At 63.5% G+C, this 17,787-nt stretch carries 15 protein-coding genes; 4 read left to right on the top strand and 11 right to left on the bottom strand.

Annotated elements, in window-relative coordinates; all coding sequences use genetic code 11:
• Positions 1-23 precede the first annotated feature (23 nt).
• Positions 24-299 carry a hypothetical protein gene (locus tag H9529_RS03145; protein ID WP_092891212.1) on the top strand — a complete coding sequence of 92 codons (276 nt, stop codon included), beginning with the start codon at positions 24-26 and terminating at the stop codon, positions 297-299.
• A 127-nt stretch (positions 300-426) separates the two neighbouring features.
• Here the strand turns inward: H9529_RS03145 and katG are convergent, their stop codons facing one another.
• Positions 427-2,631: a catalase/peroxidase HPI gene (gene katG / locus H9529_RS03140; RefSeq protein WP_092891214.1), complete on the bottom strand. Its 2,205-nt coding sequence runs from the start codon at positions 2,629-2,631 to the stop codon at positions 427-429.
• Between the two features lie 139 nt (positions 2,632-2,770).
• Here katG and H9529_RS03135 point away from each other — a divergent pair, with 139 nt between their 5' ends.
• The gene (locus H9529_RS03135; protein WP_092891216.1) at positions 2,771-3,703 is read left to right on the top strand and encodes a LysR substrate-binding domain-containing protein; all 933 of its coding nucleotides are present in this window, start codon (positions 2,771-2,773) and stop codon (positions 3,701-3,703) included.
• Positions 3,704-3,896: 193 nt separating this feature from the next.
• Here H9529_RS03135 and H9529_RS03130 read toward each other — a convergent pair whose 3' ends face one another.
• From H9529_RS03130 to H9529_RS03085, 10 genes are all read right to left on the bottom strand, one after another.
• Positions 3,897-4,436, bottom strand: a complete 540-nt coding sequence (locus H9529_RS03130) for a DsbE family thiol:disulfide interchange protein (protein WP_092891218.1) — start codon at positions 4,434-4,436, stop codon at positions 3,897-3,899.
• Entirely contained in the window at positions 4,429-4,593 is a 165-nt protein-coding gene (ccmD, locus tag H9529_RS03125) for a heme exporter protein CcmD (protein WP_092891220.1), read from the bottom strand. Before ccmD ends, H9529_RS03130 begins: the two co-directional genes overlap by 8 nt.
• Entirely contained in the window at positions 4,590-5,321 is a 732-nt protein-coding gene (gene ccmC / locus H9529_RS03120; protein WP_092891222.1) for a heme ABC transporter permease CcmC, read from the bottom strand. The genes ccmD and ccmC overlap by 4 nt, the downstream gene beginning before the upstream one ends.
• A 52-nt stretch (positions 5,322-5,373) precedes the next feature.
• The gene (ccmB, locus tag H9529_RS03115) at positions 5,374-6,030 is read right to left on the bottom strand and encodes a heme exporter protein CcmB (protein WP_092891224.1); all 657 of its coding nucleotides are present in this window, start codon (positions 6,028-6,030) and stop codon (positions 5,374-5,376) included.
• Positions 6,027-6,650 carry a heme ABC exporter ATP-binding protein CcmA gene (gene ccmA / locus H9529_RS03110; protein ID WP_092891436.1) on the bottom strand — a complete coding sequence of 208 codons (624 nt, stop codon included), beginning with the start codon at positions 6,648-6,650 and terminating at the stop codon, positions 6,027-6,029. The genes ccmB and ccmA overlap by 4 nt, the downstream gene beginning before the upstream one ends.
• A gap of 48 nt (positions 6,651-6,698) precedes the next feature.
• Complete coding sequence (locus H9529_RS03105) at positions 6,699-7,055, bottom strand: Mth938-like domain-containing protein (RefSeq protein ID WP_092891226.1); 357 nt, start codon at positions 7,053-7,055, stop codon at positions 6,699-6,701.
• Positions 7,055-8,026: a protein translocase subunit SecF gene (secF, locus tag H9529_RS03100; RefSeq protein ID WP_190305687.1), complete on the bottom strand. Its 972-nt coding sequence runs from the start codon at positions 8,024-8,026 to the stop codon at positions 7,055-7,057. The genes H9529_RS03105 and secF overlap by 1 nt, the downstream gene beginning before the upstream one ends.
• A 9-nt stretch (positions 8,027-8,035) precedes the next feature.
• The gene (gene secD, locus H9529_RS03095; RefSeq protein WP_190305686.1) at positions 8,036-9,697 is read right to left on the bottom strand and encodes a protein translocase subunit SecD; all 1,662 of its coding nucleotides are present in this window, start codon (positions 9,695-9,697) and stop codon (positions 8,036-8,038) included.
• 141 nt (positions 9,698-9,838) lie between these two features.
• Positions 9,839-10,162 (bottom strand): preprotein translocase subunit YajC, encoded by a 324-nt coding sequence (gene yajC, locus H9529_RS03090; protein WP_092891228.1) that lies wholly within the window; start codon positions 10,160-10,162, stop codon positions 9,839-9,841.
• 192 nt (positions 10,163-10,354) lie between these two features.
• On the bottom strand, positions 10,355-12,796 hold the full coding sequence (locus tag H9529_RS03085; RefSeq protein ID WP_092891230.1) for an ATP-dependent helicase: 2,442 nt from the start codon (positions 12,794-12,796) through the stop codon (positions 10,355-10,357).
• Between the two features lie 126 nt (positions 12,797-12,922).
• Here H9529_RS03085 and H9529_RS03080 point away from each other — a divergent pair, with 126 nt between their 5' ends.
• Both H9529_RS03080 and H9529_RS03075 read left to right on the top strand, forming a co-directional pair.
• The gene (locus H9529_RS03080) at positions 12,923-14,080 is read left to right on the top strand and encodes an alpha-hydroxy acid oxidase (RefSeq protein ID WP_092891232.1); all 1,158 of its coding nucleotides are present in this window, start codon (positions 12,923-12,925) and stop codon (positions 14,078-14,080) included.
• 101 nt (positions 14,081-14,181) lie between these two features.
• A complete protein-coding gene (locus H9529_RS03075; protein ID WP_092891234.1) occupies positions 14,182-17,631 on the top strand; it encodes a pyruvate carboxylase in 3,450 nt (1,149 codons plus the stop codon).
• The last annotated feature ends 156 nt before the right edge of the window (positions 17,632-17,787 follow it).

Below are 17,787 nucleotides of genomic sequence, written 5' to 3'. Positions count from 1 at the left end.
AGCAACAATCCGCCTCCCCCAAAATGTCGTCCAATGCACGCAATACCACTCTGACATGCCGCGCTGCCGCATCGCTGCTTCGCGCGAAGGCTCAGTGCTGCGGCACGCGCGACACCGCGCCCTCACCCGTGATCGGCTGCTTTTCGGGCACGCCTGATGCGTCGTTCCTCAAACGGCGCCGCCGGGTCGCGGCGGGCATGACGGGCATGACGGGCAATCCCTACGCGGCCTTGCGCAATCTTGCCGGGGCGCTGGTGCTTGGCGATGCGGCGCGGGAACCCCGCCGCCCCGGCCGATAGATGCCGCACAAAAAAACGGCCCGGTGTTCCCCACCGGGCCGCTGTTTCTCAGATTACATCGGCCCAGACGTGACCCCCAGACGTGACCCCCAGATGTGGGCCCCAGATGTCGGCCAGTGCGGCGCGTTCACGCCAGGTCGAAGCGGTCCGCTTCCATCACCTTGGTCCAGGCGGCGACGAAATCGGCCAGGAACTTCGCTTCCGCATCCGCTTGCGCATAGACTTCCGCCAGCGCGCGCAGTTGCGAGTTCGACCCGAACGCCAGGTCAACCCGCGTGCCGGTCCATTTCACCGCACCCGTGGCCCGGTCGCGTCCCTCATAGATCCCGGCCTCGGTGCCCGGTTTCCATGCGGTCGCCATGTCCAGCAGGTTCACGAAGAAATCCGTGCTCAGCTGGCCCGGCCGGTCGGTCAGCACGCCGTGCTGCGCGCCCCCGGTGTTGATGTCGAGCACCCGCAGGCCCCCCACCAGCACCGTCATCTCGGGCGCGGTCAGCGTCAGCAGTTGCGCGCGGTCAACCAGCAGTTCCTCGGGCGACACCGTGTAGGCGGTCTTCAGGTAGTTGCGGAACCCATCGGCACCGGGCTCCATCCAGGCGAAGCTTTCCACATCGGTCTGCGCCTCGGTCGCATCGGTCCGACCGGGCGTAAAGGGCGCGGTCACGTCGTGCCCGGCAGCCTTCGCCGCCAGTTCCACGCCGACATTGCCCGCCAGCACGATCACATCGGCAAGCGACACCTTCTTGCCGCCGGTCTGCGCGGCATTGAACGCGGTCTGCACACCTTCCAGCGCGTTCAGCGCCTGCGCCAATTGCGCCGGATCATTTACCGGCCAGTCCTTTTGCGGCGCCAGCCGGATGCGCGCGCCATTGGCGCCGCCACGCATGTCCGATCCCCGGAACGTCGAGGCAGAAGCCCAGGCCGTCCCCACCAGGTCGCGCACCGACAGCCCGGTGGCGATGATATGCGCCTTCAGTTCCGCCACATCGGCGGCATCAACCAGCGGGTGATCCACCGCAGGCACCGGGTCTTGCCAGATCAGCTCTTCGCTGGGCACTTCGGACCCCAGATACCGTGCCACCGGCCCCATGTCGCGGTGCGTCAGCTTGTACCACGCGCGGGCGAAGGCATCGGCGAAGGCCTCGGGGTTCTCGTGGAAATGCCGCGAGATCTTCGCATAGGCCGGGTCCATCTTCATCGCCATATCGGCGGTGGTCATGATGATCGGCACTTTCTTCGACGGGTCTTCGGCATCGGGGGCCATGTCCTTTTCGGCCAGGTCCTTCGGCGTCCACTGCCAGGCACCCGCGGGGCTTTTGACCAGCTCCCACTCGTATCCCAGCAGCACGTCGAAATAGCCCATGTCCCATTTGATCGGGTTTGCCGTCCAGGCGCCCTCAATCCCGCTGGTGATCGCGTCGCGGCCCTTGCCGCTGCCATAGCTGCTGATCCAGCCCAGGCCCTGTTCCTCGACCTCGGCATTCTCGGGCAGCGGGCCGACATGGGCGGCGTCGCCCGCGCCATGCGTCTTGCCGAAGGTGTGGCCGCCGGCGGTCAGCGCCACGGTTTCTTCGTCGTTCATCGCCATGCGCGCGAAGGTTTCGCGGATGTCGCGGGCAGAGCCCAGCGGGTCAGGCTCGCCATTCGGGCCTTCGGGGTTCACATAGATCAGCCCCATCTGCACGGCGGCCAGCGGGTTTTCCAACTCGCGGTCGCCGCTGTAGCGCGCATCGTCCAGCCACTCGGTCTCCGAGCCCCAGTAGATGTCTTCCTCGGGCTCCCAGACATCGACGCGGCCGCCGCCGAAACCAAAGGTCTTGCCGCCCATGGATTCGATGGCGCAATTGCCCGTCAGCACAATCAGATCGGCCCAGGAAATCTGGTTGCCGTATTTTTGCTTGATCGGCCACAGCAGGCGGCGCGCCTTGTCGAGGTTGGCATTATCGGGCCAGCTGTTCAGCGGCGCAAACCGTTGCGACCCGCTGCCCGCGCCCCCGCGCCCGTCGCCGACCCGGTAGGTGCCTGCGCTGTGCCATGCCATGCGGATCATCAGGCCGCCGTAATGGCCGTAATCTGCGGGCCACCAATCCTGGCTGTCGGTCATCAGCGCATACAGGTCTTGCTTCAGCGCGGCCAGATCCAGCTTCTTGAACTCCGCAGCATAATCGAAATCTTCGCCCAGCGGGTTGCCCGCCGGTGCATTCTGATGCAGGATTTTCAGGTTCAGCTGGTTGGGGAACCAGTCGCGGTTCGACCGGATGCCCATATTGGTCTGGCCACCGCCGCCATGTATCACCGGGCATTTGCCCTTCGGGGTATCATTACCGTCCATAACGCGCTCCTTCATTCATGAAATCATGGGCAGGGTGCGTGCATGGTGCACGGCGATCCCTGACAATATGGAATCATTCTAGCGCAGGATACCGATTAGTTTAAGTTGTATTTGCTGATCTGAACGATAAGATTGCCTGATGGCGAACCTGACCCTGAAACACCTGCGATATTTCGAGGCGCTGGCCCGCCAGGGCCATTTCGGCCGCGCGGCCGAGACCTGCGCGATCTCGCAACCCGCGCTGTCGATGCAGATCAAGGAACTGGAGGAAACGCTGGGCACGCCGCTTTTCGAACGAGCCGCGCGCCAGATCAGCCTGTCGCCCTTTGGTGTGCAATTCGCCCCGCGCGCGCGTGACATCCTGCGCGCGGTGGATGAACTTGGCGATATGGCCCGCGCCGCGCAGGATCAACTGGCCGGGCGCCTGCGCATCGGCGTCATTCCCACCGTTGCGCCCTACCTCTTGCCCGCGCTCATCGGCGATCTGGCGCAGACCAACCCGGGGTTGGAGCTTCATCTGAGCGAGACCCTCACCCCCCGGCTCATTCAGGACCTGACCGACGGGCGGCTCGATACCGCCATCGTCGCCCTGCCGGTGTCGGAACCCTCGTTCACCGAGGTCGCGCTTTTTTCCGAATCCTTCGTGCTGGTCCGCCCGGCCCGTGATGCCGCCCTGCCCGTCCCCGATGCCGAAGGCCTGCGCGAATTGCGCCTGTTGTTGCTGCACGAAGGCCATTGCTTCCGCGATCAGGCGCTGTCGTTTTGCAATGCAGGCGCCAGCCGCCCGCGCGAATTCCTCGACGGCAATTCACTCACCACACTGGTGCAAATGGTCGCCTCGGGCATCGGCGTGACACTGATCCCCGAAATGGCGGTGCCGGTAGAAATACGCTCAGCCAATGTGGCGCTGGCGCGCTTCCCGCCGCCCGAACCCGCGCGGCGCATTGGCATGATCTGGCGCAACACCAACCCGTTGGCACCGCAGCTGCTACAGATCGCGGGGGTGGTACGCGATGCGGCCGAAGCCCTGCGTGCCGCGCGTGTCGCGGCCCCGCCCCATGGCGCCGCGTAACGGGCCCAAAAAGCACCGCGCCGCTAAATGGTTAACGTGCATTTCGCGCACCGCGCGTATGTATCAAACCCATACCGAAACCATACCGTTTACAGACGGCGCTTTTTTGGCCCATCGTCAACAAATTAACGGCTTTCACACGCTCCCGCGCCGCGCGGCAGGCGGCGTATGGCACGCGCATTTTAACCCGATCTTAACGCGCGGCGGCTTCGGCCATCGCGGGGCGGATGCGGTTCTCCATCACCGCCTCGGTCAGCGGTCCGGCAAAGCGCAGCATCACGGTGCCGTCGCCCGCGATGACATAGGTTTCCGGCACGCCATAAAGGCCCCAATCCAGCGCCATGCGCCCCGCGCCGTCGGCGCCCATCGCGGTGAACGGATTGCCCAATTCATCCAGAAACGCCATGGCGCGGCCCGGATCATCGCGGTAATTGACCCCGTAAATCGGGATGCCCTCTGCCTGAAGCTCCTCCAGCAGCGGGTGCTCAGCGCGGCAAGGCGCGCACCAACTTGCCCAATAATTCAATAGCTTGACCTCGCCGTCGCGCAGCGTCGCATCGCTGAACGGCGCATCATCACCCAGTTGCGTCAGCACCACAGCAGGCGCCACCTGCCCCTCGCGGGCCGAAGGCAGCGTGTTGCGATCCTCGCGCGTGTTGCCAAAGTAGAACAGCGCAGCAAGCCCCACGAACAGCACGGGCGGCAGCAGCATGAGGGGTTTGATCTTAGCCATTCGGGCCAACTTTCATCCGGTTCTCCATGTCATCCAACTGACGGCGCACCCGTGCCGCCCGCGCCCAGATCAGCGCAACCAGCGCCGCGACCAAGGCCAGCGAAACCGCGTAAGCCATTGTAACTTCAAAGGCATAGCGCCCCAGATCCGGCATCATACCATCCGCTCCCGCGCGATCAGCGCCTTCATTCTGCGTGCCCGGATCTCGGTCCGTGTGCCCGCCAAAACCAATGCCAGAAACAGCAGGCCAAACCCTAGCATACTGACATACAGGGGTAATTTGTAGGTCATATCCATCCGCTCGCCCGGCGCGACCGACAGCGATGCCCCCTGATGCAACCCCTGATTCCAGAAAATCGCCGCATAGCGCGACAGCACCGCAAAGACCGATCCCACAAGGCACAAGACCGCCGTCAGGTCCGCGCCGGTGTCGGGATCGTCGATCGCCGCCCACATCGCGACATAGCCCAGATAGAACAGGAACAAGATCAGGAAGGACGTCAACCGCGGGTCCCACGCCCACCATGTCCCCCACATCGGCTGACCCCAAATTGCCCCTGTAAACAAGGCGATAAGGGTCATCACCACCCCCACCGGCGCGGCTGCCTTGGCCGCCAGCGCCGACACATGGTGCCGCCGGATCAGCCAGATAAGCGACGCAATCAGCATCATCACCCAGGCATTGATTGCCATCATCGCTGCGGGAACATGGATGAAAACGATCTTGACCGTCGATCCCTGCCGGAAGTCATCGGGCGTGAAAAAGAACCCCCAGATCAGTCCAACCGTCACGCAAACCGCCGCCAACATGGAAATCAATGGCAGCAACCAACCGGTTGTTGCCATGAACTTGCGCGGATTCGCATATTCCCAAAGCGATGTCATGGCGTATGTCTAACCTCTCTTGCAAGGGCGCTCAATGTGACGAAACGGGCCATCACCGAAGGTTTATCCGGATCACCATGGCCGAGGCAAAGGGCAGCAGGGCCGCAGCACCAAACGTGATCCCGGCCAATAAAACAAGGGGTGTCGTGACGCTCAGCCCAGCCGCGCCGCGCGCCACCACCTCAGCCCCGAAGACCAGCGTAGGGATGTACATCGGCAGCACCAGGAGTGACAGCAGCAGCCCGCCGCGCTTCAACCCCACGGTCAGCGCGGCACCAAAGGTGCCGATCACCGACAGCGCGGGAGTGCCCAGCGTCAGGCTGACAACCAGCCACAGATAGCCCGTTGCGGGCAGGCTGAACAGCACCCCCAACACGGGTGCGGCCAGTGTCAGCGGCAGGCCGGTGGTCAGCCAATGCGCCAGCGCCTTGATACTGACGACGCCTTCCAGCGGGATCGGCGCCGTCGCCAGCAGGTCCAGCGAGCCATCCTCAAAATCCAGGGCAAAGATCCGATCCAGCGACAAAAGGCATGCCAGCAGCGCGCCGACCCACAAGATGCCCGGCGCGATACGGGCCAGAATCTCCCCCTCTGGTCCCACACCCAGCGGCACAAGTACCGCCAGAATAAGGAAAAACGCCAGCCCCAGCCCAAAGCCCCCGCCCGCACGGATCGCCAGGGTCAGGTCGCGGGCCAGCAGCGCGATCACAGGAAAGCCTCATCAAATCCGTCCGCGCCTACCGTGCCGGGACGCGCCTTGAAGGGCGTAAGGTCCAGCACCGCAGCCTGCGGCAGGCCAAGGTCGATATGCGTGGCCATCAGCGCCGCGCCGCCGCGGCCCAAATGCGCACGCACCACATTCCCAAAAAGCGCGACTGAATCGGCATCCAGCGACACTGTCGGTTCATCCAGCATCCACAGCCAGCGCCCGGTGACCAACAACCGCGCCAACCCCAGCCGCCGCTTCTGCCCCGCCGACAGGTTCTGCGCGGGCCGGTCCGCCAGCGCCGTCAGGTTCATCGCGGTCATGGCGGGCGCAACCGCACCCGTGCCGTAGATCGCGGCCCAGAAACGCAGATTCTCGGCCACGCTCAGCGTTGTTTTCAACCCGTCGGCATGGGCGGCATAGGCAATGGCATCTGGCGGAACCGACACGCTGCCCGCAAGCGCCGGTTGCAACCCCGCGAGGGTGCGCAGCAGCGTGGTCTTGCCCGACCCGTTTGGCCCGCGCAGCACCAACGCCGACCCCGCTGTGAGGGAAAAGCTGAGCCCCTCCAGCAAGGCCACCCCGCCGCGCGCAACGCTCAGGTCATTCACATGCAGCGCCAAGGGCTGACCGGGGGCATCCGCAACAGGCTGGGCTGCGTGCGCCACGTCTCAGGTGACCGGCAACAGGGCCACGGCGATGCGCCGCCCCTCGGACAAGAGCACGTTATAGCTGCGCGCAGCCGCGTCGCTTGTCATGCTTTCGACACCAAGGCCCGCATCCTCCAGCGTGCTGCGGAAGGCTTGCGGCAGATGCGCCACCTGCCCGCCGGTGCCGATGAACAATACATCCACCTGACCGGCCAGTGCCAGCAGCGTCGCGGTGTCATCATATCCGCCCCAGCTTTGCACGACGCCGGGCGCAACCATCAGCGGGGCCGCATGGACCTTCCCGCCGACCCGGAAGAACCCGGGGCCATAGCCATCAATGGGTTGGGCGTTCTGAAACTGGACTTCGGTCAGTTGCATCACTTGTCATCCGTTGCAAATTGCGTGCCGCCGGTGTCGCTGTCGCTCTTTGACCAATCGCGTTTGGCGCCGATGAACAGCAGCACCGCCGATGCCACATAGACCGACGAATAGGTGCCGACCAGCACGCCCCAGATCATGGCAAAAACAAAACCGCGGATCACATCGCCGCCCAGGATGAACAGCGCGATAAGCGCGACCAGCGTGGTAACCGACGTCATCATGGTGCGCGACAAGGTCTCATTGATCGAGAGGTTCAGCACCTCTTTCAGCGGACGTTTCTTGAACTTGATAAGGTTCTCGCGGACCCTGTCGAAGACCACGACAGTGTCGTTCAGCGAATAGCCCACGATGGTCAGCAACGCTGCGATGATGGCAAGGTCAAAGCGGATCTGAAAGAGCGAAAAGACGCCCACCGTCAGCACGATGTCATGCACCAATGCCGCCACCGCGCCCACGGAAAACTGCCATTCAAACCGCAGCCAAATGTAGAACAGCACCGCGACCAGCGCCAGCACCACGGCCAGCACGGCCGATTGTACCAGTTCCCCTGATACCTTTGGCCCCACGGATTCCACCGAAGCAAAGACCAGGCTGGGGTCGATTTCGGTCAGCGCCAAGCGAACAGCATCTATGGTTTCGGGCGTCACCGATTCCACACCATCTTGCGCCTGAACGCGGATCATTGACACGTTGCGATCGGGGCCGAACGACGGGTCGAACACCTCGGTGATCGCCACATCCCCCAATCCCAGCGGCGTCATCGCATCGCGGTACGCGCCGATGTCGACGGGTTGAACGGCCTCGGTCCGGATGGTGGTACCACCGCGAAAGTCGATGCCAAAGTTCAGCCCCATGACGAAAAACACCACGATGGAAAGCACCATCGCCACGACGGACGCGCCAAAGGTGACGCGCCAGAAGCGGAAGAAATCAACCGAAGTGACCGAAGGGACAAGTTTAAGGCGCATGGTGTTTCCTCAGATCACAAGGGTTTTGGGGCGGGCACGTTCGTAATAGAGCACGACCATAAGCCGCGTGACAAACAGTGCTGTGAAGACCGAGGTGATGATCCCCAGACCCAGCGTCACCGCAAAGCCCCGCACCGGGCCTGAACCCATGGCAAACAGAATGACGGCGGTGATGAAGGTGGTGATGTTGGCATCCAGGATCGCCGACATCGCCTTTTCATAGCCCAGTTGGATGGCGCGCGCCGGGCCTTTGGCGGTTAGCGATTCTTCTTTGATCCGCTCGAAGATCAGCACGGTCGCATCGACCGCCATGCCGATGGTCAGCACGATCCCCGCGATCCCGGGCAGCGTCAGCGTGGCCCCGATCAACGACAAGAGCGCGAAGATCAGCGCCAGATTGAACATCAGCGCGATGTTTGCGATGATGCCGAAGACACCGTAGGAAAGCACCATGAAGACCACGACGGCCAGCATGGCGATGATCGCGGCGATCTTCCCCGCCTCGATGCTGTCCTGACCCAGTTCGGGCCCGATGGTGCGTTCTTCCAGAAAGTCCATTTCCGCAGGCAGCGCACCGGCGCGCAGCAAGACGGCCAGTTGGGTGGTTTCCTCGACCGAGAAACGGCCCGTGATGATGCCCGACCCGCCCGAGATATGCGACTGGATGGTGGGCGCGGAAATCACTTCATTGTCCAGCACGATCGCAAAGGGCGAGCCGATGTTGGCCGCCGTGTAGAGGCCGAAGGCACGCCCCCCGGCGGGGTTGAAGCGGAAGCTGACAGCAGGGCGGTTGTTTTGGTCGAACGCGGGTTGCGCGTCCACAAGTTGATCGCCGCTGACCACCGGGGTCTGTTCCAAGATATAGTAGAGGCCCGCTTGCTCCATCGACGGCACGATGATGTTGCGCGGCCCGGGGGCCGTATCGGGGTCGGAGGTCTGGCTGACAACAGGATGAAAGGTCAGCCGCGCGGTGGTGCCGATCAGCGCCTTGAGTTCCGCCGCCGATCCGATGCCGGGCACCTGGATCAAGATGCGGTCTTCGCCCTGCCGCTGGATCGTGGGTTCGCGTGTGCCCGCCTGATCGACGCGGTTGCGGATGATTTCCAGCGACTGGCGCATGGTGCGGTCATCGGTCGCGGTCCGCTCGGCCTCGGACAGGGTGACGACGATGTCTTCGCCGTCCTGCGTCACGTCCAGATCGCGGGCGCCCACACCGGTCAGGGTCTGCATCGGCTGGGCCAGCGTCCGCACGACTTCAAGCGCGCGGGCCATGCCATCGGGGTTGGACACCTGCACCCGCAGCTCGCCCGCGTCGGAGGGCATACGCCGAACGTTGCCCACAACGCTGCGTTCATCGCTCAGAAGGTCGCGCACGGATGGCCACAGCCCGTCGATCCGGTCTGCATAGACATCTGACACCCGCACTTCGGCCAGCAGATGTGCACCGCCGCGCAGATCAAGGCCCAGATTGATCAGCGCGTTGGGCAGAAAATCGGGCCAGAGCGCGGCCTCGGCCTCCAGTTCCGGGGTGGCGGTTCCGGTTTCGATCAGGCCGACAGCGTCGTTGTGCCGTTCGACCCGATCATAAAACAGGTTCGGCGTGGCGAATGCCACACCCAGCACGCAGAGCCCCCAGATCAGGAAACGTTTCCACATTGGAATTTGCAGCATGGTGACCCAACATCCTTGTCCGAGAGAGCGCCGGGTCGGTCCCCGGGCCGGTGCGCGGCAACGCGCGCAATCGTTGAAACATCAAGGGGGCGGCGTGCCCTTTGCGCGCCCGCCCCCCATCAAGTTGTTGACATGCCGCGCTTATTCCTTCGCACCAGGCTCGGTCTTGCTGATGACGTTGGCCAGCGTGGTTTTCAGAACGCGCACGCGCACGCCTTCGGCCACCTCAACCTCGACCTCGCCGTCTTCCTTGACCTTGTAGACCTTGCCGATCAAGCCGCCTGCGGTCACCACCTGATCGCCGCGGCGCACCGCTTCGACCATCGCCTTGTGTTGCTTCAGCTTCTTTTGCTGCGGGCGGATGAGCAGGAAATACATGATGGCGAAGATCAGCACGAAAGGCAGGATCGACACCAGACCGGCGGCAGCACCGGCATCCTGAGCATAGGCGGGCGAAACGAACATTAAAGCTCCCATTTGGGTTCGGGTCCATTCGGACATTGTTGAAAGGGCCCAACCGGACCCCGAATTGCGCCGCACCCTAGCGGCGGCCCGGGGGGTTTGCAAGGCAAGCCGGGCGACGGGCGGGCGAAATCGACACCGGCTTGCGCGGTTGTGATGGCGGTATATGTGCGGGATCAGGACTGCACCCACAGCTTAGAACGGCACGTCATCCACACGGTCTGCGGGCACGACGTAGCGCGCCACGATATGGCGCGCGCCCGATTTCTCGAAATCGACGAAAACCTTGTCACCCTCGACCGTTTCAACACGGCCATAGCCGAACTTCTGGTGGAACACCCGGTCGCCTGGCGCGAACGCAGGCAAGGCGGTGGAGTCGATCACCATGTTGCGCGCCTCGCGCGGTTGGGTGACAGGGCGGGCGCTGCGGTCCTGAAGCCGCTTCCAGCCCGGCGAGTTATAGACATCGGCCGAGGCTGCGCGCGTTTCGATCGTCGATCCGCCGCCACCCGTTGTGCCGCCGAAATCCGCCCCGCCTGCCGCGCCAAAGCCCCCGCCATAAAGCCCCGGGGGGGTCAGGACATCCACATGATTGGCGGGCAATTCATCAATGAAGCGCGACGGCATCTGTGATTGCCATTGCCCGTAAACCCGGCGGTTGGCGGCAAAGCTGATGGTGCACAGGGCCTCGGCCCGGGTGATGCCGACATAGGCCAGCCGCCGTTCCTCTTCCACCCCCTTGAGGCCGCTTTCGTCCATCGAGCGTTGCGAGGGGAACAGCCCATCCTCCCACCCCGGCAAGAACACGGCCGGAAATTCCAGTCCCTTGGCGGCGTGCAGCGTCATGATGGTGACTTTTTCGGCGCCTTCCTCTTGCTCATTATCCATGATCAGCGAGATATGTTCGAGGAAGCCTTGCAGGTTTTCAAACTGCTCCAGCGCCTTGATCAGTTCCTTGAGATTTTCGAGCCGCCCCGGCCCCTCTGGCGTCTTGTCGGCCTGCCACATGCCGGTATAGCCGGATTCGTCGAGGATCATCTCGGCCAGTTCGATATGGTTGCGCCCGTCGCGCACGCCTTGGTGCCAGCGGGCAAGCCCGTCGGTCAGCTCGCGCAATTCGCGCCCACCCTTGCCGCCCAGCGTGCCTGCCTCGACCAACCGGCGCGCGCCTTCGACCAGCGGCAGCCCGGCGTCGCGGGCGCTGCGTTGGATGGTCTGCTGCGCCTTGTCGCCAAGGCCGCGCTTGGGCGTGTTCACGATCCGCTCAAACGCCAGATCGTCATCCGGGCTGATGGCGAGGCGGAAATAGGCCAGCGCATCGCGGATTTCCAAACGTTCATAGAAACGCGGGCCGCCGATGACGCGGTAATTCAGGCCGATGGTAAGGAAACGGTCTTCGAACGCGCGCATCTGGTGGCTGGCGCGCACCAGGATTGCCATGCCGTCCAGCGATACCGGCGGCAGGTTGCGGGTGCCGCGTTGCAGCGCCTCGATCTCATCGCCGATCCAACGCGCTTCTTCCTCGCCGTCCCAATGGCCGATAAGGCGCAGCTTCTCACCCTCTTCGACATCGGTCCAGAGGGTCTTGCCCAGCCGGTTTTCATTCCCAGCGATAACACCGGCGGCGGCTGCAAGGATGTGCGGGGTGGATCGGTAATTCTGTTCCAGCCGCACCACATGCGCGCCGGGAAAGTCGCGTTCAAACCGCAAGATGTTGCCAACCTCGGCGCCGCGCCAGCCATAGATCGACTGATCGTCATCGCCCACGCAGCAGATATTCTTGTGCCCGCCTGCCAGCAGCCGCAGCCACAGGTACTGTGCGACGTTGGTATCTTGATATTCGTCCACCAGCACATAGCGGAAATAGCGCTGGTACTGCGCCAGAATATCGGGCTGGGTCTGGAACAAAGTCACGCAATGCAACAAAAGATCGCCGAAATCGGTGGCATTCAGGGTACGCAGCCGCGCCTGATAGGCGGCGTAGAGCTCAATCCCGCGGTTGTTGAACGCGCCCGCTTCCTCGACCGGCACGGCATCCGGGCGCCAGGCGCGGTTCTTCCAATTGTCGATGATGCCCGCCAGCATGCGCGGCGGCCAGCGTTTGTCATCAATGCCTTCGGCCTGAATCAGTTGCTTCATCAGCCGCACCTGATCGTCGGTATCCAGAATCGTGAAATTCGACTTCAGCCCGACCAGTTCGGCATGGCGGCGCAGCAGTTTCACCCCGATCGAGTGGAAGGTGCCCAGCCAGGGCATGCCCTCGACGCTCTGACCAAACAATGCTGCGACGCGCAGCTTCATTTCGCGCGCGGCCTTGTTGGTGAAGGTCACCGCCAGAATTTCATTGGGGCGGGCCTTGCCCATGGTCAACAGATGCGCAATGCGCGCCGTCAGCGCGCGGGTCTTGCCAGTGCCCGCGCCCGCCAGCATCAAGACCGGGCCATCCAGCGTTTCCACCGCTTGCCGCTGCGCGGGGTTCAGCCCGTCCAGATACGGCGTAGGCCGCGCTGCCATGGCGCGGGCGGACAGGGATTGCGCCGATTGGGACTGCGCCGATTGTGCACGGGCCGATTGTGCTCGGGCCGAATGCGACTGGCTTGCCGCCTCAAAGGCGTCGGAATCGTCAAAATTGCTCATGGCATCTATCCTAACGCGAAGCGCGCCAGAGTAAAAGATTTGTTCGCACTCTGTTCTTGCATTCTTTTATCACAAATCCCATTCGGCCCAACTTGCGGCGGATTTGCGCCTGCGTATAGTCACGCCATGGATATGGACCTGATTTACCCCGCCCTCACCGATCTGCGTCACCGCTGCCGCACCCGCGTGCCGCATTTCGTGTGGGAATATGTCGACAGCGCCACGGGAACCGAGGCGGTGAAGACGCATAACCGCGCCGCCCTTGACGCGGTCTTGTTCCGGCCCGCCGTGTTGCGCGGCAAGATCGTGCCGGACCTGAGCACGACCTTCATGGGGGTCGATTACACCGTGCCCTTCGGCATTGCCCCTTTGGGGATGTCGGGGCTGATCTGGCCGGGGGCGGAACAGGCGCTGGCCGCGCTGGCCGCGCGCGAACGCCTGCCCTACGGCCTGTCCACTGTCGCCACGCGCCTTCCAGAAGAGATCGGGCCTATTGCGGGTGCCATGGGCTGGTTCCAGCTTTATCCGCCGACCGACCCCGAGATCCGGCGCGATCTTCTGGCGCGTGCGAAGAACAGCGGGTTTCAGGCGCTGGTGCTGACGGTGGATGTGCCCGGCACTTCACGCCGGGAACGCCAGCGGCGGGCCGAACTGGCCATTCCGCCAAAACTGACGCCGCGCATGCTGTGGCAGATGGCGCGTCGGCCGGCATGGTCTTTAGGCACGCTGCGCAACGGAACGCCCCGCCTGCAATTGATGGAGGGGTATCTGAAAACCGACAAGAACGCGTCTTCGACCGCCCATGCGGGCTACCTGCTGCGCGCCGCGCCCGATTGGGATTATCTGCGCGCGGTGCGCGACGAATGGGACGGGCCGTTGATCGTCAAGGGGGTGATGGAGGGCGCGGATGCTGCAAGGCTGAAGGAAGCTGGGGTCGATGCCGTCTGGGTGTCGAACCATACCGGGCGGCAGTTCGACGCCGCCCCACCGTCCATCACCACCCTTCCGGCGGTGCGCGCTGCCGTGGGGCCGGACTATCCGCTGATCTTCGATTCCGGCGTGGAAAGTGGCCTTGATATTCTGCGCGGTTTTGCCATGGGGGCAAATTTCGTCATGCTTGGGCGCGCATGGCATTATGCGCTCGGCGCCTTTGGGCCACAGGGCGCGGCGCACCTGCTGCACATCTTGCGCGAGGATATGGCCGCCAACATGATGCAGATGGGTATTACGCGGCCCGATCAGGCGGCGGATTGCCTGTTTGTTAGGCAGCCAGAACTACCCTGAGATGTTAGCGCGCACATCAAACGATTTGCCGCGATGCAGAAATATCGTATAAGCGACAGATAATTGCTGAAAACTTCAGCCCGACACAACAAGGGACACACATGGCCGCCTTCAAGAAAATCCTGATCGCCAACCGTGGGGAAATCGCCATTCGCGTCATGCGCGCTGCCAATGAAATGGGCAAACGCACCGTGGCCGTCTATGCCGAAGAGGACAAGCTGGGCCTGCACCGCTTCAAGGCCGATGAGGCTTACCGGATCGGCGAAGGCCTTGGCCCGGTCGCAGCCTATCTGTCGATTGAAGAGATCATCCGCGTTGCCAAGATGTCGGGCGCCGATGCGATCCATCCGGGCTATGGCCTCTTGTCGGAAAACCCCGCTCTGGTGGATGCCTGCGTGAATGCCGGGATCACCTTTATCGGGCCGCGCGCCGAGACGATGCGTGCCTTGGGCGACAAGGCCAGCGCGCGCCGCGTGGCGATCGCGGCGGGCGTGCCGGTCATCCCGGCCTCTGAAGTGCTGGGCGACGACATGGATGCAACCCGTGAGATGGCGGAGAAGGTTGGCTATCCCATCATGCTCAAGGCCAGCTGGGGCGGCGGCGGACGCGGCATGCGCCCCATCCTGTCGGCGGATGAACTGGAAACCAAAGTGCGCGAGGGACGGCGCGAGGCAGAATCCGCCTTTGGCAATGGCGAAGGCTATCTGGAAAAGATGATCCAGCGCGCCCGCCACGTCGAGGTGCAGTTGATCGGCGACACCCATGGTGGCCTTTACCACCTGTTTGAACGCGACTGCACCGTACAGCGCCGCAACCAGAAAGTCGTGGAACGCGCCCCTGCCCCCTATCTGACCGAAGCGCAGCGCGCCGAAGTCTGCGACCTTGCGCTGAAAATCGGCCGCTCGGTTGGCTATCAGAACGCGGGCACTGTCGAATTCCTGATGGATATGGATGATGAGCAATTCTATTTCATCGAGGTGAACCCCCGCGTGCAGGTGGAACACACGGTCACCGAAGAAGTCACCGGCATCGACATCGTGAAGGCGCAGATCCGCGTGGCCGAAGGCGCCAGCCTGTCCGATGCCACCGGCGCGCCCAGCCAGGGCGACATCACGCTGTCGGGCCACGCGCTGCAATGCCGGGTCACAACCGAAGACCCGATGAACAACTTCATCCCCGATTATGGCCGCCTCAGCGCCTATCGCTCCGCAACCGGCATGGGCATCCGTCTGGACGGCGGCACGGCCTATGCAGGGGGCGTCATCACGCGCTACTATGACTCGCTTCTGGTGAAGGTCACCGCATGGGCGCCGACGCCCAAAGAATCCATCGCCCGCATGGACCGGGCGTTGCGCGAATTCCGCATCCGGGGCGTGTCCACCAATATCGCCTTCGTGGAAAACCTGCTGAAGCACCCGACCTTCCTAAACGACACCTACACGACCAAATTCATCGACACGACGCCGGACCTCTTCACCTTCAAGAAACGCCGCGACCGTGCGACGAAACTGCTGACATATGTCGCCGATATCACGGTGAACGGGCATCCCGAAACCGCAGGTCGCGTGCGCCCGCCGGTGGACCTGCCCGACCCCGTCGCACCCCGCGTCAGCGACAGCGCGCCCGATTACGGCACGCGCAACCTGCTGGAGGAAAAAGGCCCGCAGGCGGTGGCCGATTGGATGGCCGCGCAAAAACAGGTGCTGATCACCGACACCACGATGCGCGACGCGCATCAGTCGCTGCTGGCCACCCGCATGCGGTCCATCGATATGATCCGCGTGGCCCCCGCTTATGCCCATAAGCTGCCGCAACTGTTCAGCATGGAATGCTGGGGCGGGGCCACCTTCGATGTGGCCTACCGCTTCTTGCAAGAATGCCCCTGGCAGCGGCTGCGCGATCTGCGCGCCGCCATGCCCAACCTTATGACGCAGATGCTGCTGCGCGGGTCGAACGGCGTGGGCTATACCAACTATCCCGACAACGTGGTGCAGTCTTTTGTCGCGCGCGCCGCCGAAACCGGCGTTGACGTGTTCCGCGTGTTCGACAGCCTCAACTGGGTTGAAAACATGCGCGTCGCCATGGATGCCGTGCTGGAGGCCGACAAGATCTGCGAAGGCACGATCTGCTATACCGGCGATGTGCTGGACGCCAACCGCGCGAAATACGACCTGGCCTATTACGTTTCCATGGGCAAGGCGCTGCGCGATGCGGGCGCGCATGTGCTGGGGCTGAAGGACATGGCGGGGCTGCTCAAACCCGCCTCGGCCCGGGTTCTGATCCGCACCCTGAAGGAAGAGGTCGGACTGCCGATCCATTTCCACACCCATGACACCAGCGGGCTGGGCGGGGCGACCATTCTGGCCGCTGCCGAGGCAGGGGTGGATGCTGTCGATTGCGCCATGGACGCGCTGTCGGGCAACACCAGCCAACCCACGTTGGGCAGCATTGTCGAAGCCCTGCGCCATACTGACCGTGACACCGGGCTGGACATGGCCGCAGTGCGTGAAATTTCGGATTACTGGGAAGAGGTGCGCGGCCATTATGCGGCGTTTGAAACCGGCCAGCAGGCCCCCAGCTCCGAGGTGTATCTGCATGAAATGCCCGGCGGCCAGTTCACCAACCTGAAGGCGCAGGCCCGCAGCCTGGGGCTGGAAGACCGCTGGCCCGAAGTGGCGCGTGCCTACGCCTCGGCCAACCAGATGTTCGGCGATATCATCAAGGTCACACCGTCCTCCAAGGTGGTGGGCGACATGGCACTGATGATGGTGACGCAAGGCCTCAGCCGCGCCGATGTGGAAAACCCCAAAAAGGATGTGAGTTTCCCCGACAGCGTGATCGACATGATGAAGGGCAACCTGGGCCAACCGCATGGCGGCTGGCCGGAAGCCCTGCGCGACAAGGTGCTGAAAGGCGAGAAACCCCTGACCGAGCGCCCCGGAAAGTCGCTGCCCCCCGTCGATCTGGACGAAACCCGCGCCAAGCTGACCGAGGAGCTGGAGGGCTACAATATCGATGAAGAAGACCTCAACGGCTACCTGATGTATCCGAAGGTTTTCCTCGATTACATGGGCCGCCACCGCATCTATGGCCCGGTACGCAGCCTGCCGACGCGCACCTTCTTTTACGGCATGCAGCCCGGCGATGAGATCTCGGTAGAGATCGACCCCGGCAAGAAGCTGGAAGTTCGGCTGATCACCCTGGGCGAAACCACCGATGACGGCGATGTGCGGGTGTTCTTCGAGCTCAACGGCCAGCCACGCACCGTGCGGATAGCCAACCGCAAGGTGAAGGCTGAAACCGCGCAACGCATGACCGCCGATGCGTCGAACCCCGCCCATGTCGGCGCGCCGATGCCCGGTGCCGTGGCCAGCGTCGCGGTAACGCCCGGGCAAAAGGTCAACACCGGCGACCTGCTTCTGACGATCGAGGCGATGAAGATGGAAACCGGCCTGCATGCCGACCGTGCCGCCACCGTCAAGGCCGTGCATGTTCAGCCCGGCACCCAGATCGACGCCAAGGATCTGCTGCTGGAATTTGAGGCGGAGTGATCGCGCAGCCCCCCCCCTTCGGGGGCACGCAGACGCCTGACATCCCGCATAAAAAAACCGCCGCGTGCCTCAGGGGCAGCGCGGCGGCAAGTGTTGGGTCTGATGGCTCCGAGGCAAGGGAGAGGGGGCGCGGGACAAATGCGCCGCCCTGTCAGA

The organism is Roseicitreum antarcticum (genome assembly GCF_014681765.1).
GTDB classification, from domain to species: domain Bacteria; phylum Pseudomonadota; class Alphaproteobacteria; order Rhodobacterales; family Rhodobacteraceae; genus Roseicitreum; species Roseicitreum antarcticum.
Note: the sequence above shows the minus strand (reverse complement) of the source record. Positions and strands in the feature narration are given on the sequence as shown.